Here is a 21,628-nt window from a genome sequence, read left to right on the forward strand (position 1 = left end):
GTAAGTTGACGTAAATGGTTGTTCCCTTTACAAAACTTACAACGCAGAAGTGAGTTATTTTAACCAGTAAAATAGATTAGCTATTTACTGTAATTGGTATTAGCGTTTAATGCTAAGTATCTCCTAAGTATATCAACTATTCAATGCGGGCTAAATCATTAATTTGAATATTACCAAGGGGGATATTATCTAAGGTGCGCAAAACAGCACTATTATTTTCTACTTCAATGACTTTCATTGCGCCCTGGTATTGGCTTTTTGAACTGCGCTCAATACCAAATTGGTCTTTGTAATTGCTAGAATAAAAGAGTGATAAAATAGTGTCATTTTTAAGACCGTTGCGTTTACCTAAATTAATTTTCAGGCTATTTGTTTCTACTGAAACAACTTTAGCGGTGGGCTGTTGGCATTGCAGTTGTTGCTCTATATCAATGGTGACATCGTCAAGTAACGCAATGATTGCTTGTCCATAATCTCGTTGCCAAAAAAGTTTGCTTTGTAAGTTGGCTGTTTCATGTTTGTTATATTGCCATGGTGCTTTTGTGCGGTATTGTTTTGTTGAAAGCAGTTGTCCTTGTAGTGCATCGTAAAGGTAGATGGTGAGATAAAAATGGCGATCTGGATTGCTTAACCAATATCCAAATGAATTTTTACTTTGAAATTTGACGGATATATCATTGATTTCACCATAAATGAGAAATTGGCTATCTGTTTTTGTGGCCAGTGAGTAGAGTGTGTCTGCTTGCCTGTTGTCATGATATTGCTCACCTAACTTTACTGGATAGTCAATTAACTGGCGTACATTAAGGCTTTGTGGAGAAAGCTTTAACTGACTAAAAAGTGTTTGGGTTATCTGTTTGTTAATGGTAAAAATATTGCCATCTGTGGCTTGCTCTGGTGTATTTAATTTAAAGCGTGTTATTGCAATGGATTTTGGAAAACGACTACTATAACAGGCTTTTTCGGGGGCTTGAATATCTACTTTAATACTGATTCTGAGGCTATCCCCCTGCTTTTTCTCGTCTACTATTATTAACGCTTTTATCTCTCCTTCGCTATTGAGAAGTAACCTATTTTCCACTAACACGCCATTGCTTACCTGCTGTAGACTTGAAATTGCTCCACCAGAGAAAATAAGTGCGTTTTTGACCGCTTTTTTTAATGCGCGCTCACGTGCGCGGTCCCAATCACCATTAAGTACAATCGTTGTGGCTGATGATTCAAACCATTGAGCTTGCAACCCTATTGAGAATAGGGCGAAAAAAATTAAAATATATCTGCTCATGGAGTCACCTTTATTAAGTCTAAGCGATTAGCGAGTTATCTCAGTATTTATATTGATATAACAACTGATATAAATAGACAAGCAAGATTCAAACCATGATTTTAAAATATATTTACCATTTATCTACTTCATGACTAAAGTTATTATTTTTTATGCCGATAAAAAGTTATAAATAATCGTATTCTCCAAGGTAGGTCTCTATGAAAAAATTATTACTCGTTGGCGCGACACTCTTTTTACTGCAAGCTTGTAGTACGATAAATGATACTGAAAAAACAGAGCCTACCGTAGAAGAGGAGAAAAAAGTGCAATCTACACGTAAAAATAGTGATGATTATCTTTATTATTACATTGCTCACTCTTTTAGTCAGGCGGATGTTGAAAAAGAAGTGAGTGATGTAAATCGGGAGACATCAGGTGTGCAAACAGAGTCAAATGGATATGGGCATCTGTATTCATTTAATGGTGAAAAGTCGTTAATTTTATCGGAAGTAGTGAGCAAAATGGCTGATCAGCTACTCTATAATTTCCCGAAAAAATATCATAATGAAACAATTGCATTAACTTCTATTGTTGATCTAAATGACCACAAAGTAACTAACTGGCTGGGGCAGACAATCTCAGAGCAGTTGATTCATGAGTTACATATTCGCCACTTGCGTGTTATTGATTTTAAATTAACGGGCAATATTCAATTAACCGAAGCGGGTGAGTTTGCACTAACGCGTGATTGGACAAAACTTAATAAAAATTTAGATGTGCAACGTATTCTAACTGGCACAATGTCACGCAACGAAGAGGGGATGATCCTTAATATACGTATTGTTAATGCAAATTCAAACTTGGTGGAGTCAACGAGTAGTGCCTTTGTGCCACATAGTATGTTTGTGGGAGGGCAGTATGATTATAGTAATAAAAAATATTATGCGCGTGATAGTCGCTTTGCCGAGCAAAAAAAAGCACAAGTCCGTTTAGTTAAATAATTATATCATCTATTGGCTTATTTCTTGCTTGGTTATAGCCAATAACTAAGTAAGGAAAATGTTATGAAATTATATCCCTTTATATTATTTGCACTCCCTTTTTTATCTGCTTGCAGTAACATTACTGAAGTACCTATCTATAAAGCTGAACATGTATTTACCTCGGTAGGTTATGCGCCTATTGAGGCACAATCTGGCGATAGTTTTGACCTGAAAATGTTAAATGCGATCAAAGCTTCAAAACTTGAAGCGTATAAAGAGATGGCAGAGCAAATATATGGTGTGCTATTAACTGCTGATAATAGTACTGATGGTGCGGTATTACAGAATGACAGGATCAAAGCGAAGGTTGAAGGCGTAGTGAGAGGGGCGCACGTATTAAGAAGTTATAATGAGGGAGATGTTTATATTACTGAATTAGAGCTCGATATGCAGACCTTACCTCTGTTAAAGGATACTGAATTTGAACCGTCACAAGGCGCACTTATTAAAGTGCAAGAGACCGTTTATTACTAGCTGTATTATTTAATTTGAATGTTTCGTTATTAGACAACGCGTTAGTAGTGTATAAATAGGCATTTTTAGTTTGGTGTTTTTAGTGAGTAAGTTAACACTATCAAGACGGTACGATTACGATGTTTTTTATTAAGCTTGGATGTTTTTACCGAGTAAGCTGCCACCCTTGAGTAGCCCTTTCTGGTCGTACGTAACGCTATTTTGACCTGTCGCTTGTGTTATCAATTGCATAAGGTGTTTGTTACTTTTCATACTCAACTCAACTAACTTTCCGTTGACGCTATTAAGTTTTTGACAACTTTGTAGCTGTATTTCTAGATTTTTTTTCTGGGTGGTTAGTTCTTTACTTTGCTTTATCTGTTCAAGGCTTATTTCTGTGCTAAGTTGTTTATCAAGCGTGGCAATACTCTGTAGTAATTTTTGTTTATTAAACAGCGTATCATTAAAGGCGGTAAAGTCTTTTTCTGTTAAACAGCGTTTCTCCTCTGCAAGTGTGGCTTGTAGTTCGGCAAGGTTTTTTAATTGTTGTGATAGTTGTGTTTGTAACATAGGTTCTATTTTATTTTAAATTTATTGGGCAAATGCTTTTCCAAAATCACCTTCAAATTTACTGAGTTTTTCAGCCAATCGTTCAGTATTTATTTTGTAATCACCATTTAAAATTGCAGCTTTCAGTGTTTCAATTCGCTGTTTGTTCACTTGCGGTTCACTTGGTGATTGCATTTTGTTTAAACTTTTTGCTTGCGCGGTTAACTGCACAGAGTCTTGGTTTTTTCCTGTATTATCAATACTTTGTTTGCGCACCTCTTGTTGTTTTTGAGTCCTATTTTGTTCAATAACAATGTTTTTTTGTGTCGCTTGGCGATTGATATTTATACTCATAATTATCTTCCAAAAAGATTACATATTAATAATGTCGGCACACTTAATTATTTCTTTAGCTATTTTAGCTTTTATTTTATAAAAAGAGTAACTATTTCTAAAAGGAAACGTTTACTTTTTTTAATGCATAAACGGTTCCTACAACAATACGCTGAGTCGTGCTGTTTTTAACCCTTACTGTGCCACCAATATTGGCATCACTTAGCGCAATACCATAGGTTGTTATTGATAGTCCTGCTTTGCTCGCATGGATAGTTACCTTGTCGCCCTTACAAACAAAGCAGATATCTCTATTTTTAATTATTTTATTGGCTGATAAATTACGTTTTAAACGTGTACCATAGAGTGATTCTAATGTGTTGAAACTGCCATTACGAATGTGGGATTTGTTTTTGTAAACTAATTTTATATTGTTGTGGTTGAGTGTTTGTCCTTTACTTAATGAACGACTTACAATAATTGCTTGTGCTAATACATTTACTTTTACACGAATGTAGGTGACCCATCTTTTTTCATCTAAGCAACTCACTTTAACCGATGTAGTTGATTTTATTTTATTGTTGACGATCTCTCCCATTAATCCTGTTTGACAGCTGGGATAGTTAATTCGTTTATCAAGAGAAGCGACTTTTAGGTGTAGTTGCTCATCTTCTTGTAATGAGTAGAGTGAATGATATTTATCAAAAACAAGTGTTTGAGCAAAATTTTCTAGCTCTTTTCGGTAATTAGTCTCAGCAAAACTGTAAGAGCAGCCTAAACTAATAAAAAGTAAAACAAAACGTATCAAAATAATGGCCCTATTCGGAGTGAGTTATCATTGCGAAATTACATGATTTAAACCATGTAAATACCAGTATTATAGAACGATTTGCTTGTAAATGCCTATAGAGATAAGGAATAGAATATGGCAGGCGTGTTAGATTCGGTAAATCAACGAACTCAATTGGTCGGACAAAATAGACTTGAATTGTTATTGTTTAAATTAGGCGGTATTCAACGTTATGGAATTAACGTTTTTAAAGTAAAAGAGGTTTTACAGTGCCCTCCATTAACCACTCTTCCTAAGTTACACCCTTCAGTGCGTGGCATTGCACATATTAGAGGACAAACGATCTCTGTTATTGATATGAATTTAGCAACAGGAGGCAGAGAGATAGATAATATCGAAGAGCGTTTCATTATTATCACTGAATATAACCGTTCTATTCAGGGATTCTTAGTGGGCTCTGTTGAGCGTATTATTAATATTAATTGGGAAAATATTTTACCGCCACCAAATGGCGTAGGACGTTATAACTATTTAACTGCAGTGACTGATATTGACGGTTCTTTAGTTGAAATATTAGATGTTGAAAAAATACTTGATGAAATTGCACCAGTGAACACAGAGGTAACCGCTGATGTTATCGATGAAAATATTCAAGAAAAAATGGGCAATAAGAAAATTTTAGTTGCTGATGATTCATCGGTGGCAAGAAAACAGATTCAGCGTGCTATTTCTGCATTAGGTATTGAATGTGACATGGTAAATGATGGTAAAGAAGCATTAGACTTATTAAAAGAGCTTTCTAAAACACAACCTGTTACAGACCGCTATGCGTTAATGATTTCAGATGTAGAAATGCCGGAAATGGATGGTTATACTTTAACTTCTGAGGTAAAAGCAGATCCTGATCTAGCGGGTTTACATGTTATCTTACACACTTCATTAAGTGGTATTTTTAATCAAGCGATGGTCGAAAAAGTAGGGGCTGATGATTTTATTGCAAAATTTAACCCTGATGAATTAGCAACCGCAGTACAAAAGGTGATCAATTTAGATGACCAAAATAATTAATAAGTGAGAAACTATTTGTGAGAGCGCTTTCTGATGACATATATAAGCAATTTTCCGACTTCTTAGAAGTGCAGTGTGGCATCGTACTCGGTGCCAATAAACAGTATTTGGTAAAAAGTAGGTTAATTCCTTTGATGACCCAGTTTTCTATTGTAAAACTCTCTGAACTCATTCAGCAATCGATGAGTTATAAAAATAGAGAGCTAAGAACCGCTGTAATTGACGCGATGACCACTAATGAAACGTTATGGTTTCGTGATAAATATCCCTTTGAGTTGCTCGCTAAGAAAATTTATCCTGAACTGTTACAGAAGAAAAAAAGTATTAAGTTATGGTCCGCTGCGAGTTCTTCAGGCCAAGAGGCCTATTCGATTGCGATGACCTCATTAGAGTATCAAAAGCAAAAAGCAGTTTTAGGGATGAATGTGCAGATTATAGGCACGGATATCTCTAATACCATGTTAGCGCAATGTAAAAATGGTATTTACGATACACTTGCTTTATCGCGTGGTTTATCTGATGAACGAAAAAGGCAGTTTTTTACCTCTGTTAATGATGGCTCGGGTAAGATGCAAGTGAAACCTGAAGTTAAAAATCTAACAAGTTTTAGAAACTACAACTTGTTAGATACTTATACAGGATTAGGTAAGTTCGATATTATATTTTGTCGTAATGTGCTTATTTACTTCTCTAGTGATGTTAAATCCAAAATTTTAAATCAGTTTGCTAGTGCATTAAATCCTGATGGTTACTTAATTCTAGGAGCCTCTGAGTCATTAACAGGGCTTACTGATAAATTTGATATGATCCGTTGTAATCCTGGTATAGTTTACAAACTTAAAAGCTAATTTATTCATGCCTCTTTTCCTGAAAGAGGCAATTATTGCCTCTTTCTTCTCCAGTTTAAAATACTCCTACTATTTATAACAAATCCAATAAATATGTAATCGCTTTTGGATGCAATATTTTAGTCTGAAAGGTCCCTACAACTTTTAAAGCTAAAATACCTTTTAAAACAAGCTATAACGGGGTCAGGCTAACGTTAATATGCATATTTAGGCATTTCAACAAACTTGCGATTGGTTATTTATAAAAAATCAAAGCAGGACTGAAGTTCTACCCTGATGTGAATCAATGAATCATATTAACCTGTTGATTTTATATTGTTTTTTGTAGGGGCTTCAGACTTTAGTCTCATCTGACGCTTGATGCTACGAAAGCAGTACATTCTAATAATCAATATGAACAGTTAATGATTGGAAATGGTCTAACGCTTTGCTTCGTTATTATCTGTTGATTGCTTCTATATTGGCACACCCTTTGCATTGTTTATTGCAGAGGAGAAATTTATGGCGATTAACTTTGAAAAAGCATTTGGAATTCATCAGTACACCATTGGTATTCGTGCTCGTCGCACGGAAGTGCTCGCTGGAAATATTGTTAACGCCGATACCCCTGGGTATAAAGCGCGTGATATCAATTTTAAAGATGCACTTTTGAATGCAAGATCACGCTCTGGTGTGTTTTTAAATCGTACTCATGAAAGCCATAAATTTGCTCAATCATTTTCGATGGCACAATCAGGTGAGTTATACCGCATCAGTAATCAGCCTGATACCGGTGATGGTAATAACGTTGATACCGAAGTTGAACGTAACTTGTTTATGAAAAATAGTTTGGAATATCAAGCAAGTTTGGAATTTTTAAACAGTAAGATTTCTGGTCTGCGCAAAGCGATTAAAGGCCAATAGTTGGTACGAGGAGAATAATTATGAGTTTATTAAGAGTATTAGATGTTTCAGCAACGGGCATGAGTGCACAATCTCTTCGTTTAAATACCACTGCCAGTAATTTAGCGAATGCAAACAGCGTGAGTAGTAATCGCGAAGAGACATATAAAGCGCGTCATCCTATTTTTGCTGCTGAGCTTAATCGGGCCAAAGGCGGGTTAGGTAGCAGTGTTGGCGTAAAAGTAATGGGGATTGTTGAAAGTGCCGCGCCACTCAATCGAGAGTATGCTCCGAATCACCCTAAGTCAGATGAAAATGGTTTTATATATCACTCTAACGTTAATGTGATGGAGGAGATGGCCAATATGATCAGTGCCTCTCGCTCATATCAAACAAATGTACAAATTGCAGATGCAGCAAAGCAGATGTTAAGCCGCACATTACAAATGGGCAAAAGCTAAGGAGTAACATATGACGGCAATTAATTCGCTGCTGAATCTCACTACCCCATTAACGCAAGATCAAATTAATGCTAATAAAGAGATCGATGCAAAACAAACCTTAAAGCAAGAAGATTTTTTTTCATTGCTTGCGCAACAACTTGCTTATCAAGACCCATTCAAGCCAGTTGATAACTCAGAGATGATTGCACAGATGGCATCATTTACCACGGCAGAGGGGATAACTACAATGGGTAATGAATTTGCAGGCATGAAAGATTTATTAAGTTCAAGTCAGGCATTGGAAGCATCCTCGTTAGTTGGTAAAAAAGTATTAATCCCAAGTAACCAAGGTTACCTTGCTGAAACGGGTAATTTGTCGGGTTCAATTAATAGTAAAACAGGGGCTTATGGCGTCATGGTGAGCGTTGAAAATAGTAAAGGCGTTGTTGTACGTACCATTAATCTGGGTGATATTGGAGCAGGCAATAAACGTTTCTCTTGGGATGGCTTGAATAAAGAGGGAGAACGTTTACCAGAAGATACTTATACCTTGAAAGCGAATGGTACAGTAAACGGTAAAGGTGAAGAGTTAATAATTGCCACCTATGCACATGTTGAAAGTGTAAGTTTAGGTGGTGGGCAAGCGGGTGTACACCTGAATCTAAAAGGGTTAGGTGGTATTAAACTTTCAGATGCAATTGAAGTTGCAGAAAACAAATAAGAGGAAACTATTATGTCTTTTAATATTGCATTAAGTGGAATATCAGCCGCACAGAAAGATTTAGATTCAACGGCTAATAATATTGCCAATGTGGGTACGGTTGGTTTTAAAGAATCACGTGCTGAATTTGATAGTGTTTATGCAAATTCATTATTCTCGAATAGTAAAACTAAAGTGGGTGATGGTGTTTCTATTGCTGCAATTGCGCAACAATTCCATCAAGGTAGTTTGAAATTCACTCAAAACCCACTGGATTTAGCCATTACTGGTAGTGGTTTTTTTGCGACGGCAGGCGATTTAACCGATCGTAACTTAAGCTATACGCGTGCAGGTACTTTTAAACTTAATAATGAAAATTTTATTGTTGATAATAGTGGTAACTATTTGCAAGCATTTCCTGTTAATCCGGATGGCACCTCTTCTTCGGTCAGCTTAAGCACCACACAGCCAATTCAAATTCCAGAAACAGCAGGTACACCTGTCATGACCGATGAGATTGGTATTACACTCAATTTACCCGCTAACGCTACGGCGTTAGATCCTGCTAATTTTGATCCTGATGATCCTGCGACTTATAATAATGCAACAGCCGTCACCATTTATGATTCCCTTGGTGAAGCACATACAACAACGACTTATTACATCAAGCCAGAGAATGCATCTTTCAATGATACCAATCAATGGATCTCATTTGTCACGGTTGGTGATAAACCAGTTAATGCATGGGATAAAGCGGGAAATGTAGTCACCTCAGGTGAATATGATATTGATTCTGATGGCGATGGTGTGCCTGATGGTGGGCCACTTAAAAAAGCGGAGTATATCAAAAATGGTGTGACATATACGGGGGTAGTGTTAACATTTGACTCTGTTGGTGCTTATTCTGGCAGTAACCCTGCTAACTTAGATTTTCAACCTTTAGGGGCTCCCCCTGGTGCGGGTGTACTCGCTCCTGGTGCGGACGCACAACAAGCATTTAAACTCAACTTTAAAGATCCAACTCAGTTTGCTTCTGCATTTGAAGTAACCGCGTTAGAGCAAAATGGTTTAACCGTGGGCCGCTTAACGGGTGTTGAAATTGGTACAGATGGTTTAGTGAAAGCGACCTACAGTAATGGTACTTCACAGCCTTTATCACGTGTTGCTATTGTGCGTTTTCGTAATGAGCAGGGCTTGTCACAGACAGGCTCGTCTTGGATTGCATCACAAAACTCTGGCGAACCGATTGCGGGTGAAGCAGCATCGGGCTCATTTGGTGCAATTAACTCAGCAGCACTTGAACAATCAAACGTCAATTTAACGACGGAGTTGGTTGATTTGATCACCGCGCAACGTAACTTCCAAGCAAACTCACGAGCACTAGAGATTAATAATACCTTGCAACAAACGATCTTACAGATCAGATAATCTTTTACCTCAATAAGTTAACCACTGAAAATGCACCTTTAAAGGGTGCATTTTTGTTTTTATAGCAATAATTAAATACTATTGGCATACCTTTTGCATTTCTTCTTAGTAGACGTTAGACCACTTTTAAATTGTATGTCGAGTTATCTCGGTTAAGGAATGTTAGATGGATAAGTTTCTATATATCTCAATGTCAGGTGCCAAAGAGAGTATGAATGCTTTAGCTATTCACGCTAATAACCTCGCTAATGCAAATAAAACAGGCTTTAAAGCCAGTTTTGAGCAAGCGCGTAGCATGCAAGTTTATGGTGAGGGGTTACCCTCTCGTGTTTTCTCTGTAACAGAAGAACCGGGACAAAATTTTGAGAGTGGCATATTACAAACTACAGGGCGTGATTTAGATATCTCGATAAAAGGGGATGGTTGGTTTGTTGTTGAATCAGAATTAGGCGGGGAAGCGATGACCCGCTCTGGTGGGCTTAATATTAATAACAATGGATTTCTGGTTGATAATAAGGGTAATGATGTTTTAGATACTCAAGGCAACCCTATTTATATCCAGTTACCCGTTGAAAAATTTAATATTCGTCAAGATGGCATGGTTGAGGTTCGCCCTGCTGGTGCGCCTGCAGATGCAATGGAGGACGTCGGACAGATAAAATTAGTTAACCCCAATATAAAAGATATCATACGTGGTGAAGATGGTCTGTTTAGACGCAGTGATGGCCTTGAGCCTGAACTAGATCGTAATGTACGGATAGAAAGTGGTACGTTAGAAGCATCTAACGTGAACCTAAGTAGTGAATTAACCAGTTTAATTAACTTACAACGACATTTTGAAATGCAGATAAAAATGATGAAAAATGCGGAAGAGATAGATAAAAGTTCTGAATCTCTATTACGTGTTGTATAGAACAATACTCATCTATTTTAAAATAATCTAAGGAGAAATTTATGCATCCCGCTTTATGGATAAGTAAAACAGGGTTAGATGCCCAGCAAACCAATGTAGCAACCATCTCTAATAACTTGGCAAATGCGAGTACTATTGGTTTTAAAAAGAGTCGTGCCGTTTTTGAAGATCTGCTCTATCAAAATATCAACCAGCCGGGTGCGAATGCAACGCAAAATACCAAACTGCCTTCAGGATTAATGATTGGCTCTGGCGCGAAGGTTGTTGCGGTGCAAAAGAATTTTTCTCAAGGTAATGTACTGACGACCAATAACTCGCTTGATATTATGGTTGATGGGCGTGGTTTTTTTGAAATAGAGATGCCAGATGGTAGCTCTGCATTTACCCGTAATGGTCAGTTTCAACTCAATGAAGATGGGATTATTGTAACCCCTGGCTCTGGTTATCCGTTATTGCCACAAATCCAGATCCCCAATGATGCACAATCAATCAGTATTGGTGCTGAAGGTGAGGTCTCTGTGCGTATTAATGGCCAAGTAGAGAACCAAGTCGTTGGTCAGCTTAATGTGAATGATTTTGTTAATCCATCGGGGCTTGAACCGATGGGAGAAAACTTATATGCAGAAACGGGAGCAAGTGGTGCTGCGCTTCAGGGGGTACCGGGTGCAGATGGTATGGGGTTCTTGCGTCAAGGTATGTTAGAAACTTCTAATGTAAATGTCACAGAAGAGCTGGTTAACCTGATTGAAAGTCAACGTGTTTACGAGATGAACTCTAAAGTTATCTCGGCGGTTGATGAAATGCTTTCTTACGTGAGTCAGCAATTATAATCGGAGGATTTATGGTTAAATTTATTTTTCTCATTGCTTTAATAACACTAACAGCTTGTACAACGTTACCTGATGTTGAAGTGAAAAATGACCCTGAATTTGCACCAGTTGAACCAGTTGAACCAGGAATAGATGTAGTAATAAGTGGGTCGATGTTTCAAGATAACTACGCTAATAATCTCTATTCAGATATTAAAGCACACCGTGTCGGTGACATCATTACCGTGTATTTAGAGGAATCTACGTCAGCCAGTAAAAAAGCGGGCAGTAGTCAAGAGAAGAAAAATAGTTATAATTTAAGCATCGATGCCGCCACGCTTCCAACAGGAGGATCTACGCCTATTACTACGACGGCTGGGAATATCGGTATTGGTCAAAAAAGTAAATTTGAGGGAGATGCTGATGCTGATCAAAGTAATAATCTGCAAGGTAGCATCACTGTTAATGTGGTACGTGTTTTAAGTAACGGTAACTTAGTTATCCGTGGCGAAAAGTGGCTAATGCTTAATACTGGTGAAGAGTATGTGCGTATTAAAGGGGTGATTCGCTCGGAAGATGTGCGCTCAGATAACTCAGTTTCATCGACGCGTGTTGCCAATGCGCGTATTGAGTACGGAGGCACAGGGGATTTTGCGAATACGCAACAGCAAGGTTGGTTAACTGCATTCTTTAGTGGGCCTTATTGGCCGATATAAAGATAAATTTAGGAGTTTCTTATGTGTCGATTTAAAAAATTATTAATTAGTCTGCTTATTTTCAGCTTTGCAACAAGCTCGTTTGGTGCACGTATTAAAGATGTTGCCAGTGTGCAGGGCGTGCGTAGTAACCAATTGGTGGGTTATGGTTTAGTGGTTGGTTTACCGGGAACGGGTGAAAAAAGCAGTAAATTTACTGAGCAAGCATTTGCGACTATGTTGCGTAATTTTGGCATTAATATGCCAGCTGGGCAAAAATTAAAGATTAAAAATACGGCTGCTGTTGCTATTACTGCGGAGTTAAAAGCATTTACCAAACGTGGTCAAAAAATTGACATCACGGTGGCTGCCATTGGTGAAGCAAAAAGTTTGCGTGGTGGTGAGTTATTACAAACTTTCTTAAAAGGGGTTGATGGTAAGGTTTATGCCTTGGCGCAGGGAAGTTTAGTGGTTGGCGGTTTAGGCGCTGAAGGGGCGGATGGTTCAAAAGTCATGATTAATACCCCCACTGTTGGGCGAATTTCTAATGGTGCGATTGTTGAGCGAGAAGTTATTTCACCTTTCTCACAAGGAGACAGCATCACTTTTAATTTGCATGAGTCTGACTTTACAACCGCAAAACGTTTGGCTGATACTATTAATAACTTAGTGGGGCCTAATACCGCTTCATTGCTAGATGCGACTTCGGTGAGGGTATTAGCACCGCGTGATATTTCACAACGTGTCTCGTATTTATCAACATTGGAAAATCTTACCTTCGAGCCTGCGCGAGGCAGGGCTAAAATAATTGTTAATTCACGTACGGGGACGATTGTCATCGGTCAGGATGTAAAACTATTACCAACGGCAATCACCCATGGTGGTATTAGTGTCACTATTAGTGAAAATAGAGAGGTATCACAGCCTAATGCATTTTCTGGTGGCAATACTGAAGTGGTGGAGAGCAGCACCATTAATATTACTCAAGAGGATAGTCGTATGTTTAAGTTTGATACGGGTGTTAGCTTGAATGATTTAGTACGTGCCGTTAATGAAGTGGGCCTTGCACCGGGTGATCTGATGGCTATATTAGAAGCGCTGAAGCAAGCGGGTGCTTTGCAAGGTGAATTAATTATTATATAGAGGCTATTTGTTAGTCGTTATCAGGAAAATAAAAGCCCCCTTTATTATGATAAAGAAGGGCTTTCTCGTTAGAAAAATGGCTTCTTAGAGTGTCATTGCTGCAATCCAGCCAAATATAATCAACGGTAGGTTATAGTGAATAAAAGTGGGCACAACCGTATCCCAAATATGATCATGCTGCCCATCACTGTTTAGGCCTGATGTTGGTCCTAGTGTCGAATCAGATGCGGGGGAGCCCGCATCACCGAGTGCGGCTGCCGTACCCACTAATGCAATGGTTGCCATTGGAGAGAAACCAAATGCAATCGCCAGTGGTACATAAATAGTGGCCAGAATGGGGATGGTAGAAAACGATGATCCAATCCCCATGGTGACTAATAACCCAATAATTAACATGAGTAATGCCGCTAAGGGTTTATTATCACCGATACTGTCACTTAAGTAAGCGACTAACGTTTCAACGCCACCTGTTGCTTTCATTACCGCGGCAAAGCCTGCCGCTGCTATCATGATAAAACCTATCATTGCCATCATGTGCACACCTTTAGTGAATACATCATGGGTCTCTTTCCACGCAATAACACCGCCTAGTGTAAATACCAGAAAACCAGCTAACCCGCCCATGATCATTGACCCAGAATAAAGCTGGATTGCTAATGTGGCAATAATAGCAATAACCGCAACCACTATGTGGCGTTTATTGACCGTTTTAATGTCGGGTTTAACCTCTTTGGACTCAATCACCTTGTAGTCACGTGGTTTGCGATAACTAATAAATACCGCTACCAGTAATCCCGTTACCATGCCTAATGCAGGTAATATCATCGCTGTTGGAACTTGTGCCGCTGTTGCTTGCAGTCCATTATCATGTAGGTTTTTAAGCAGAATGTTATGTAAGAAAATACCACCAAATCCAACGGGTAAAACCATGTAAGGGGTGATTAATCCAAACGTCAGCAGACAGGCTACTAAACGCCGATCAAGGCGCAACTTTGCAAAAACAGCTAATAGTGGGGGGATTAAAATAGGAATAAACGCAATATGCACAGGGATAATATTTTGTGATGAAACTGCCATCAATAATATGCTAATCAGCACACCATATTTTATGCTGTTAGATAATTTATCTGGATGGTGGCCATGTAACTTTTTAATCATAGTTTGTGCAAGCAGATCGGTTACTCCTGATTTAGAGAGCGCCACGGCAAATGCACCTAACATAGCATAGCTAAGCGCAATCGTTGCTCCTCCTCCAAGGCCTCCTTCAAATGCACTGACGGTATCACTGAGTGATAACCCCGCACTTAGTCCGCCGACCAATGCACTGAGGGTGAGTGCCACCACCACGTTAATACGCATCAGTGATAAAACAAGCATTAGGCAGACTGCCAATAAAACCGGATTCATATCTATTTTCCCTATTAATTTTAAAAGGGGCATTTTACGTGACGTGTGTTGTTTATCAACTTTAATCAGAGGTCTTGTTTTTTTCTTATTTTTAAATAATGGCATTAATGTTGCATTGTTTAAATAAGGTGAGAGTAAAAAAGTTAAAATGGGGCTGATAATGGCAAATCATGTAGTAACACCAGCAAGTAATTACTTTGATCTACAAGGGTTAGATCAACTGCGTAAAAAAGCGCAGGGTAATAGTAAAGAAGCGATTCGTGAAGTTGCCAATCAATTTGAAGCGATGTTTGCCACTATGCTGATTAAGTCGATGCGCAAAGCGAATGAAGCGTTTGAAACAGATAGCCCCTTCAATAACAAAAACACGAAATATTATACGGATATGCAAGACAAGCAACTGGCACTTGATATCAGTCGTCATGGTGCGCTGGGACTAGCAGATGCATTGGTTCGCCAGCTTGATCCTACCTCGATGATCACACCACAAGTGATACCGATGGACCAGATGCTGATGCCAAATAGCGAAAAAGCACCGATGATAGATCTTAATAAAGCACTACCCGCGGTGGATCTTAATAAGCCCGATAAGATGCAACCCTCAGTAATGGCGTTTAACGAACAAAAAAATAATGAAACCAATAAACCATTCACTGATCAAAAGTCATTTATTGAAACATTGATGCCTTACGCCAAAAAAGTGGCAAAAATGTTGGGTATCTCGCCTGCTGTTTTAGTTGCTCAATCAGCCCTTGAAACAGGGTGGGGTAAAAAAATTATTAATGGTGCAGATAATCAAAGTAGTTTTAACCTTTTTAATATCAAAGCGCATAAAAATTGGCTGGGCGATAAAGTGACCAAAGATAGCTTTGAAGTTGAAAATGGCATCGGTATTAAACGTCGTTCAGACTTTAGAGCTTATGAAAATTTTGCGCAAAGCTTCAGTGATTATGGGCAATTTATCACCAACAATCAGCGTTACCAAGGCGCATTGCAACCAGGTATTGATGATACTCGTTATATTGAAGAGCTACAAAAAGCAGGTTATGCAACAGACCCACAATATGCAGATAAAATTAAACAGATAATGAATAACGAGTCATTCAAAACTGCATTTTTAGAAGGAGAATCAAATGGCTGATCTATTTCAAATTGGTCTTTCGGGCATCTATTCATCGCAAGCAAAACTTAATACCACTGGCCACAATATTGCCAATATCAGCACCAAAGGGTATTCGCGTCAAACGGTTGAAATAACAACTGCGGGAGCAGATCGTTTTGGTAGCTCTTTTATTGGTCGAGGTTCTATGGTTGCGGGTATTGAGCGTGCTTATGATAAGTTTGCCTTTACCGAAAATATTATGAATACCTCACAATATGGTTATTCTAAAGAGGTTTATCAACAAAATAGCCAATTGGATATGTTATTTTCTGATGAAGGTACTTCGGTAACAAAACCTGTTCTAAAGATGTTTGAATCGGCTAATGGTGTGGCTGATAATCCCAATACGCTTGAGTCCCGAAAAGTATTTCTTGAGTCAGCGGGTAACATGGTCAGCCAGTATAATCGTCTATATAAAAATTTAGAGATTCAATACTCTGGTATTAATAGCGATATTGTTAATACCGCTAAAACAATTACTACACTGGCTGATAACCTTGCTAATGTGAATAAACAGATCTCAATTGTATTAGGATCTGGCGGACAAAGTAACGCCAATGATCTGCTTGATCAGCGTGATCGAATGATCACTGAGTTAAGTCAATATGTTGACGTTGCTGTTGTGCCCGCTGATAACGGTATGATAAATGTTTTTATTGGCAGTGGTCAATCATTGGTAATGGGGGGAACATCATTGCAAATTATGGCAATTAATGGTGATCCTGATCCCTCACGTAAAGAGTTGGCATTTAATGTTGGCGGTCACTTATCCTTGCTTGATGGCAGTCGTTTAGGAGGCTCAGTTGCTGGGTTATTTGATACGCGTAATAATGACTTAGAGCGTGCTTTTAATCAGCTTGGACAAAATATTATTGGTTTAACCCACTCCATTAATGAGCAACAAAAAGAGGGAATGACTTTAGAGGGGAAAATAGGTGAGGATCTCTTTAATGATGTGAACTCTCTCTTAGCCATGAAAAATCGTGTGCTTGCTCATGATGATGGTTTAGGCAGTGCGCAACTGAGTGTACGTATTGATGATTTAAGCGCATTAACTGCCGATGAATATGATTTGGTGGTTGATGATTATCAACTAGGGCCACCAGAAGCTATTTCATTCAGTGTGACTAACCGTACCACGGGTGATACACAGACAATTTCTATTGCTGATATGTCGGTAACACAGCGTGTGGATATTCCTAATTCTGGTTTGAGTTTAGGCATTGACGCTATTATTGCATCCGATCCTCCCCAGGTTGGTAAATCATTTACACTGCGTCCAACACGCTTAGGCGCGCAAGAAGCCACGTTGCAACATAAAGATCCAGAAAAAGTGGCGGCTGCTGATGCAGGGGTAAAAACCGTTGCAGATGAAACAAATACAGGTGATGCTGTATTACGTACCAGTGGGATTATTAACCCACTTGACTCACTTTACATGGATGCAGATAACCCGCTAACCATCACAATAACCAATGTTAATACGCTGACGGGTGAGATAACCTATGACATATTAGACAAAAATGGTACAGCGGTTACGTTACCCACAGGCTCTGCCAATAATTATGTGCCAGCGAAAGTGGTGGGTGATCCACTTTCTGGATTAACGTTAACACCGGATCCATTAACTGGAAAAGTAACCTTTAATTTAGCGGGTATTGACGTTGAAATGATTGCTGGCTCACCACTATCAGGTGATAAATTTACCCTTAATTATAATGAAACGGGCGACGGAGATAACCGTAACATTATGAAAATAGCGGATCTTCAAACACAGAAAATCATGAACGATAATAAGGCAACTTTTGCCGATGTTTATAATGGCATGTTATCAGAAATTGGTGCTAAAACGGCCAATGCGGATATTTCCATGCAATCTTCTGCGATTCTTAAAAGCCAATCTTTTGAGCGTATTCAAAGCCTAAGTGGTGTGAATATGGATGAGGAAGCCGCCAACTTATTACAATTCCAACAGTATTACAGTGCGGCCGCTCGTGTCATTTCGGTTGCATCAGAGCTATTTGATACCATTCTACAAGCCTCAAGATAGGCGGGTGATACACAAAAGTGTCACTTACCCTTACTTTTAAAATAATTTGGAATGTTTTTTGCATGTTATTAACTGATTGAGCAATTAGTTAATAACATGTATTAAGAGAGGTAATGATGCGCATTTCTACCCAAATGTTTTTCCAGCGTAATGTTGATAGTATATTAAATCAGCAAAGTAAATTAAGTCAGCAAAATATACATCTATCAACTCAGAAACGCGTGATACATGGTTCAGATGATGCAGTCGCCATCGCGACTATTCAACGTTTAAAACAAAACTTGAGTGTGGGAGATCAATACATTAAAAATGGTAAAATGGCAGAAACGGCTAATTCACTAGAAGATGTGTCACTTACTCAGATCACTAATATATTGCAGCGTGTACGTGAATCAATTGTCAAAGCGAGCAATCAAACCAATGGCTCTGCAGGTCGTGAAGCGATAGCGAAAGAGCTCGAAGGGTTGCGCGAAGAACTGATTGGGGTTGCTAATACCAGAGATGGCAATAGCCAGTATATCTTTGCGGGTTATCAAGTTGATACACAGCCTTTTCAAACCAATGAGTTTGGTTCAATCGATTATCATGGTGATAACGGCAATCGTTCTTATAAAGTGGGCGCTGGCGTGCTCATACAAGGTAATGATTCTGGTGCGGCTATCTTCACTAATATCCCCGAGGGTAACGGTACTTTTGTTTCAGAGGGGAGTATTAATAATTCAGGCTCTGGTGTGATTGATGCAGCTTCGGTCATTAATAAAAATGTTGCAAGAGACTTTGTTGACCAAGATTACACTATCGCTATCACTGAACCAACGCTTGGTGCTGATCCTGAATATTCGGTGTATGGCCTAGATGATACGGTGGTAACGGGCAATGCGAATGTAAAAATATCGAAAGTTGATTTAAACGATCCTAACATTGCAAATGTAAATCCTAGCGGTGTTTATCCTGATGTTAACAGTGATATTACCATTGAATTTGTTGCGACTGCGAATCCTAATGAGTTCCTCATTGAAATCAATGGCGTGTCTTCATCTCCTACTGTTTATGATAGCAGTGATACCACCACACAAGAGATCACCATTGACGGTATCTCTATTGAGGTTGATGGTATACCTAATGCGACAGATCAATATACGATGACTAAATATATTGAACCAACAAAATATGTAGAGGGACAATCAATTGAGTTTAATGGCATAAAAACAGAGATAAAAGGAAATGTACAAAATCTTGATAATTTTACGCTTCGTCAAAGTGGTGAAAAAGATATATTTTCGACCATTCAAGACACGATTGATGCGTTAAGAATTACCGGAGAGGATGGGGCTTCCAAAGCACAACGAGTCATGAGTTTAGAGATGGCTCATTTACAAATTGATAACGCCATGAGTAACGTCACTGGTATTCATACTTCTGTTGGAGCGCGCATGAATACCATTGATAATCAGCGTGAATCTTCATTGGACTTTAAGCTTACCAATCAGAAAACACTCTCTAATTTAGAAGATCTTGATATGGCATCTGCTATTAGTGAGTTTAAATTACAGATGAGTCAATTAGAGATATCACAGCAAACCTATATTCAGTTGCAATCATTGAGCCTTTTCAAACTTATTTAATAGGGTGGTTTTGAGCAATTTCATAAAATAAAAAACAAAACCAGCTATCGCACCATATAGGTGGGCGTTCACTAAAACGGGCGCGCCAATGAGCTCGATGGTATTTTGTTGTGCGCCAAAAAATTGCTCGTAGGCTATCTTTGCTACTAAACCTACCCCAAGAATAATGCCCCATTTATCTTTATTGTGAATATCACTTATCACCCCATAACTAAACAAGCCATGTAAGACCCCCGAAAATCCTACATACCAAAGTACATTCGGCTCCAAAAAGTACAGTGCTAAACCGATAAATAGACTACTAAAAATAATTAATGGTAATAGCGTGGTATTTTTGAAGCTATCAATAAACAAAGCTAATGTGATGATAAGTCCTGCAACATTCATGACAAGGTGGTTAAAATTGGTGTGGCAAAAAGTGGCCGTTATTAATCGCCAAAGCTCGAATTGGCTAATACCTGTGTGGTAGTATGCAAGCCATTCACTGGCTTGTGGCTCTGTGAAGTAGATGGCAAAGCAGATCAGACTATAGAGTGTTGTTTCAATTAAAAGCTTAGACATCTGGTTTCATTCTATATTAGGGGTAATAAATGGTTAAAAGGGCGTTCTGCGTAAACTGTTTTAAAGCGAGCTCTGCTTGTATCTGTGCCACTATTAAATCAATTAACAATGTGCACCTATTACATATCTTACAAGATCCCAGTGAAGAAAAGAAAGCGATAGGCACTGCACGTATCTTAAAACTCTCATTGAAGAGAGTAAAGCTTACCGTGGGGACTCTTTTCGATGAGCAAGACTTTGATGTTAATAATAGTTATCTGCTTTTCCCCAATGAAGAGGCTTTGCCGGCAGAGCGCTTAACTGATGAAGTGATGATCAATAAAAAGAGTACTTTTATATTGCTTGATGGTAGCTGGAAGAAAGCCTATAAACTGTTAATGAATAACCCTTTTTTACAAAAGTTACCCAAAGTATCTATCAATGTTGACATCAAAAGTAACTATCGGTTGCGTAAATCTCCTCGTGAGGATGGTTTATCAACGGTTGAGGCGGGTTATTATCTGCTATCGCAATTAGAAAATAACAGTGAGAAATTTAACCCCTTATTAGAAAGTTTTGAATTTATGATCGATTATCAAATATCACAAATACCGCCAGCTATTTATCAGTCTCATTATTTAGATAAGTTACAGGATTAAAGTATGCCTTTAAAAATATCCAATGGCGTAGAGATTGCCGATTGGCAATTAGAGTTGACTGCAATTCGCGCGCAAGGTGCGGGTGGGCAGAATGTTAATAAGGTTAGTTCTGCAATACATCTGCGTTTTGACATTAAAAGCTCAACACTGCCCCCTTTTTATAAAGAGCGATTACTGCGCCTCTCCGATTCGCGCATCACTCGTGAAGGGGTGATCATTATTAAAGCGCAGAGTCACCGAAATCAAGAAAAAAACAGATCTGATGCACTTGAACGTCTAAAAACGCTCATTTTAGATGCGATCGTGGTGCAAAAAGTACGCCGAGCAACTAAAGCGAGTCGTAATTCACAAAGAAAGCGTATGGATAAAAAAACACAACGTGGCACCACCAAAAATTTACGCAGTAAAAAGATAGATTATTAAACGTTTATGGAAGTGAAACTTTAGTTTTGCCTTTCTTTATTGTGTACTGCTGTTTTCATAACCCACAAAAACTAAAAAACCAGCACAAGGCTGGTTTTTTCATACTGGTTAATGAGTTATTAATTAACGAGCACGGAATACGATGCGACCTTTAGAAAGATCGTAAGGTGTTAATTGTACGGTAACTTTATCACCCGTTAAGATACGGATGTAGTTTTTACGCATTTTACCAGAGATATGTGCTGTCACCATGTGGCCGTTTTCTAACTCGACGCGGAACATTGTGTTAGGCAATGTATCCATGATGGTGCCTTGCATTTCAATACTATCTTCTTTTGCCATTCTTAATGGATCCTTTGTCTTTTTGTGTGCCACAAATCACATTGCAACATTATACT

The 21,628-nt window shown here is 38.5% G+C and carries 24 protein-coding genes; 17 read left to right on the plus strand and 7 right to left on the minus strand.

Annotation, left to right across the window (positions count from 1 at the left end):
• Positions 1-136 precede the first annotated feature (136 nt).
• The gene (locus tag G322_RS0106545; RefSeq protein WP_022941011.1) at positions 137-1,285 is read right to left on the minus strand and encodes a flagellar assembly protein T N-terminal domain-containing protein; all 1,149 of its coding nucleotides are present in this window, start codon (positions 1,283-1,285) and stop codon (positions 137-139) included.
• Positions 1,286-1,485: 200 nt separating this feature from the next.
• Between G322_RS0106545 and G322_RS20070 the strand changes: the two genes are divergently transcribed.
• Both G322_RS20070 and G322_RS20075 read left to right on the plus strand, forming a co-directional pair.
• Positions 1,486-2,268 carry a FlgO family outer membrane protein gene (locus tag G322_RS20070; protein ID WP_022941012.1) on the plus strand — a complete coding sequence of 261 codons (783 nt, stop codon included), beginning with the start codon at positions 1,486-1,488 and terminating at the stop codon, positions 2,266-2,268.
• Between the two features lie 63 nt (positions 2,269-2,331).
• The gene (locus G322_RS20075) at positions 2,332-2,784 is read left to right on the plus strand and encodes an LPP20 family lipoprotein (RefSeq protein WP_022941013.1); all 453 of its coding nucleotides are present in this window, start codon (positions 2,332-2,334) and stop codon (positions 2,782-2,784) included.
• 129 nt (positions 2,785-2,913) lie between these two features.
• On the opposite strand, the gene flgN is transcribed toward G322_RS20075, so the two are convergent.
• The 3 genes from flgN to flgA form a co-directional block, all read right to left on the minus strand.
• Positions 2,914-3,333: a flagellar protein FlgN gene (gene flgN, locus G322_RS0106560; protein WP_022941014.1), complete on the minus strand. Its 420-nt coding sequence runs from the start codon at positions 3,331-3,333 to the stop codon at positions 2,914-2,916.
• A gap of 21 nt (positions 3,334-3,354) precedes the next feature.
• Positions 3,355-3,666, minus strand: coding sequence for a flagellar biosynthesis anti-sigma factor FlgM (flgM, locus tag G322_RS0106565; protein WP_022941015.1), 312 nt, complete (start codon positions 3,664-3,666; stop codon positions 3,355-3,357).
• 97 nt (positions 3,667-3,763) lie between these two features.
• Positions 3,764-4,453 carry a flagellar basal body P-ring formation chaperone FlgA gene (flgA, locus tag G322_RS0106570; RefSeq protein ID WP_022941016.1) on the minus strand — a complete coding sequence of 230 codons (690 nt, stop codon included), beginning with the start codon at positions 4,451-4,453 and terminating at the stop codon, positions 3,764-3,766.
• 117 nt (positions 4,454-4,570) lie between these two features.
• On the opposite strand from flgA, the gene G322_RS0106575 reads away from it, so the two are divergent.
• From G322_RS0106575 to G322_RS0106620, 10 genes are all read left to right on the plus strand, one after another.
• Positions 4,571-5,503 carry a chemotaxis protein CheV gene (locus tag G322_RS0106575; protein WP_022941017.1) on the plus strand — a complete coding sequence of 311 codons (933 nt, stop codon included), beginning with the start codon at positions 4,571-4,573 and terminating at the stop codon, positions 5,501-5,503.
• Positions 5,504-5,520: 17 nt separating this feature from the next.
• Positions 5,521-6,351, plus strand: coding sequence for a CheR family methyltransferase (locus G322_RS0106580; RefSeq protein WP_022941018.1), 831 nt, complete (start codon positions 5,521-5,523; stop codon positions 6,349-6,351).
• Positions 6,352-6,852: 501 nt separating this feature from the next.
• Complete coding sequence (gene flgB, locus G322_RS0106585) at positions 6,853-7,254, plus strand: flagellar basal body rod protein FlgB (protein ID WP_022941019.1); 402 nt, start codon at positions 6,853-6,855, stop codon at positions 7,252-7,254.
• A 20-nt stretch (positions 7,255-7,274) separates the two neighbouring features.
• Positions 7,275-7,694 (plus strand): flagellar basal body rod protein FlgC, encoded by a 420-nt coding sequence (gene flgC, locus G322_RS0106590; RefSeq protein ID WP_022941020.1) that lies wholly within the window; start codon positions 7,275-7,277, stop codon positions 7,692-7,694.
• A gap of 10 nt (positions 7,695-7,704) precedes the next feature.
• A complete protein-coding gene (locus G322_RS0106595; protein ID WP_022941021.1) occupies positions 7,705-8,397 on the plus strand; it encodes a flagellar hook assembly protein FlgD in 693 nt (230 codons plus the stop codon).
• A 12-nt stretch (positions 8,398-8,409) separates the two neighbouring features.
• The gene (flgE, locus tag G322_RS0106600; RefSeq protein WP_022941022.1) at positions 8,410-9,804 is read left to right on the plus strand and encodes a flagellar hook protein FlgE; all 1,395 of its coding nucleotides are present in this window, start codon (positions 8,410-8,412) and stop codon (positions 9,802-9,804) included.
• Between the two features lie 166 nt (positions 9,805-9,970).
• Positions 9,971-10,717: a flagellar basal body rod protein FlgF gene (locus tag G322_RS0106605; RefSeq protein ID WP_022941023.1), complete on the plus strand. Its 747-nt coding sequence runs from the start codon at positions 9,971-9,973 to the stop codon at positions 10,715-10,717.
• A gap of 41 nt (positions 10,718-10,758) precedes the next feature.
• The gene (gene flgG, locus G322_RS0106610; protein WP_022941024.1) at positions 10,759-11,547 is read left to right on the plus strand and encodes a flagellar basal-body rod protein FlgG; all 789 of its coding nucleotides are present in this window, start codon (positions 10,759-10,761) and stop codon (positions 11,545-11,547) included.
• Positions 11,548-11,558: 11 nt separating this feature from the next.
• A complete protein-coding gene (flgH, locus tag G322_RS0106615) occupies positions 11,559-12,242 on the plus strand; it encodes a flagellar basal body L-ring protein FlgH (RefSeq protein WP_022941025.1) in 684 nt (227 codons plus the stop codon).
• Between the two features lie 21 nt (positions 12,243-12,263).
• Positions 12,264-13,364, plus strand: coding sequence for a flagellar basal body P-ring protein FlgI (locus tag G322_RS0106620; RefSeq protein WP_022941026.1), 1,101 nt, complete (start codon positions 12,264-12,266; stop codon positions 13,362-13,364).
• An 84-nt stretch (positions 13,365-13,448) separates the two neighbouring features.
• Here G322_RS0106620 and G322_RS0106625 read toward each other — a convergent pair whose 3' ends face one another.
• A complete protein-coding gene (locus G322_RS0106625) occupies positions 13,449-14,771 on the minus strand; it encodes a Na+/H+ antiporter family protein (RefSeq protein ID WP_028866463.1) in 1,323 nt (440 codons plus the stop codon).
• A 160-nt stretch (positions 14,772-14,931) separates the two neighbouring features.
• On the opposite strand from G322_RS0106625, the gene flgJ reads away from it, so the two are divergent.
• The 3 genes from flgJ to flgL all read left to right on the plus strand — a co-directional run bounded on the left by flgJ (position 14,932) and on the right by flgL (position 19,608).
• A complete protein-coding gene (flgJ, locus tag G322_RS0106630; protein WP_022941028.1) occupies positions 14,932-15,912 on the plus strand; it encodes a flagellar assembly peptidoglycan hydrolase FlgJ in 981 nt (326 codons plus the stop codon).
• Positions 15,905-17,983, plus strand: coding sequence for a flagellar hook-associated protein FlgK (flgK, locus tag G322_RS0106635; protein ID WP_022941029.1), 2,079 nt, complete (start codon positions 15,905-15,907; stop codon positions 17,981-17,983). Before flgJ ends, flgK begins: the two co-directional genes overlap by 8 nt.
• 113 nt (positions 17,984-18,096) lie before the next feature.
• Positions 18,097-19,608, plus strand: coding sequence for a flagellar hook-associated protein FlgL (flgL, locus tag G322_RS0106640; protein WP_022941030.1), 1,512 nt, complete (start codon positions 18,097-18,099; stop codon positions 19,606-19,608).
• Here flgL and rrtA read toward each other — a convergent pair.
• Entirely contained in the window at positions 19,582-20,169 is a 588-nt protein-coding gene (gene rrtA, locus G322_RS20080) for a rhombosortase (RefSeq protein ID WP_022941031.1), read from the minus strand. The genes flgL and rrtA overlap by 27 nt on opposite strands.
• 29 nt (positions 20,170-20,198) lie before the next feature.
• On the opposite strand from rrtA, the gene G322_RS0106650 reads away from it, so the two are divergent.
• Both G322_RS0106650 and arfB read left to right on the plus strand, forming a co-directional pair.
• A complete protein-coding gene (locus tag G322_RS0106650; protein WP_022941032.1) occupies positions 20,199-20,807 on the plus strand; it encodes a tRNA-uridine aminocarboxypropyltransferase in 609 nt (202 codons plus the stop codon).
• Between the two features lie 3 nt (positions 20,808-20,810).
• Positions 20,811-21,230 carry an alternative ribosome rescue aminoacyl-tRNA hydrolase ArfB gene (arfB, locus tag G322_RS0106655; protein ID WP_022941033.1) on the plus strand — a complete coding sequence of 140 codons (420 nt, stop codon included), beginning with the start codon at positions 20,811-20,813 and terminating at the stop codon, positions 21,228-21,230.
• A gap of 123 nt (positions 21,231-21,353) precedes the next feature.
• On the opposite strand, the gene infA is transcribed toward arfB, so the two are convergent.
• The gene (infA, locus tag G322_RS0106660) at positions 21,354-21,572 is read right to left on the minus strand and encodes a translation initiation factor IF-1 (RefSeq protein ID WP_015465665.1); all 219 of its coding nucleotides are present in this window, start codon (positions 21,570-21,572) and stop codon (positions 21,354-21,356) included.
• Positions 21,573-21,628: the final 56 nt, after the last annotated feature.

Source organism: Psychromonas hadalis ATCC BAA-638, assembly GCF_000420245.1.
GTDB lineage: Bacteria > Pseudomonadota > Gammaproteobacteria > Enterobacterales > Psychromonadaceae > Psychromonas > Psychromonas hadalis.

Bases quoted from the DNA above. Each gene is read 5' to 3' on its own strand.
- G322_RS0106545 (WP_022941011.1), bottom strand. From the start codon at position 1,285: ATGAGCAGATATATTTTAATTTTTTTCGCCCTATTCTCAATAGGGTTG.
- G322_RS20070 (WP_022941012.1), top strand. From the start codon at position 1,486: ATGAAAAAATTATTACTCGTTGGCGCGACACTCTTTTTACTGCAAGCT.
- G322_RS20075 (WP_022941013.1), top strand. From the start codon at position 2,332: ATGAAATTATATCCCTTTATATTATTTGCACTCCCTTTTTTATCTGCT.
- flgN (WP_022941014.1), bottom strand. From the start codon at position 3,333: ATGTTACAAACACAACTATCACAACAATTAAAAAACCTTGCCGAACTA.
- flgM (WP_022941015.1), bottom strand. From the start codon at position 3,666: ATGAGTATAAATATCAATCGCCAAGCGACACAAAAAAACATTGTTATT.
- G322_RS0106575 (WP_022941017.1), top strand. From the start codon at position 4,571: ATGGCAGGCGTGTTAGATTCGGTAAATCAACGAACTCAATTGGTCGGA.
- flgB (WP_022941019.1), top strand. From the start codon at position 6,853: ATGGCGATTAACTTTGAAAAAGCATTTGGAATTCATCAGTACACCATT.
- flgC (WP_022941020.1), top strand. From the start codon at position 7,275: ATGAGTTTATTAAGAGTATTAGATGTTTCAGCAACGGGCATGAGTGCA.
- G322_RS0106595 (WP_022941021.1), top strand. From the start codon at position 7,705: ATGACGGCAATTAATTCGCTGCTGAATCTCACTACCCCATTAACGCAA.
- flgE (WP_022941022.1), top strand. From the start codon at position 8,410: ATGTCTTTTAATATTGCATTAAGTGGAATATCAGCCGCACAGAAAGAT.
- G322_RS0106605 (WP_022941023.1), top strand. From the start codon at position 9,971: ATGGATAAGTTTCTATATATCTCAATGTCAGGTGCCAAAGAGAGTATG.
- flgG (WP_022941024.1), top strand. From the start codon at position 10,759: ATGCATCCCGCTTTATGGATAAGTAAAACAGGGTTAGATGCCCAGCAA.
- flgH (WP_022941025.1), top strand. From the start codon at position 11,559: ATGGTTAAATTTATTTTTCTCATTGCTTTAATAACACTAACAGCTTGT.
- G322_RS0106620 (WP_022941026.1), top strand. From the start codon at position 12,264: ATGTGTCGATTTAAAAAATTATTAATTAGTCTGCTTATTTTCAGCTTT.
- G322_RS0106625 (WP_028866463.1), bottom strand. From the start codon at position 14,771: ATGAATCCGGTTTTATTGGCAGTCTGCCTAATGCTTGTTTTATCACTG.
- flgJ (WP_022941028.1), top strand. From the start codon at position 14,932: ATGGCAAATCATGTAGTAACACCAGCAAGTAATTACTTTGATCTACAA.
- flgK (WP_022941029.1), top strand. From the start codon at position 15,905: ATGGCTGATCTATTTCAAATTGGTCTTTCGGGCATCTATTCATCGCAA.
- flgL (WP_022941030.1), top strand. From the start codon at position 18,097: ATGATGCGCATTTCTACCCAAATGTTTTTCCAGCGTAATGTTGATAGT.
- rrtA (WP_022941031.1), bottom strand. From the start codon at position 20,169: ATGTCTAAGCTTTTAATTGAAACAACACTCTATAGTCTGATCTGCTTT.
- G322_RS0106650 (WP_022941032.1), top strand. From the start codon at position 20,199: ATGGTTAAAAGGGCGTTCTGCGTAAACTGTTTTAAAGCGAGCTCTGCT.
- arfB (WP_022941033.1), top strand. From the start codon at position 20,811: ATGCCTTTAAAAATATCCAATGGCGTAGAGATTGCCGATTGGCAATTA.
- infA (WP_015465665.1), bottom strand. From the start codon at position 21,572: ATGGCAAAAGAAGATAGTATTGAAATGCAAGGCACCATCATGGATACA.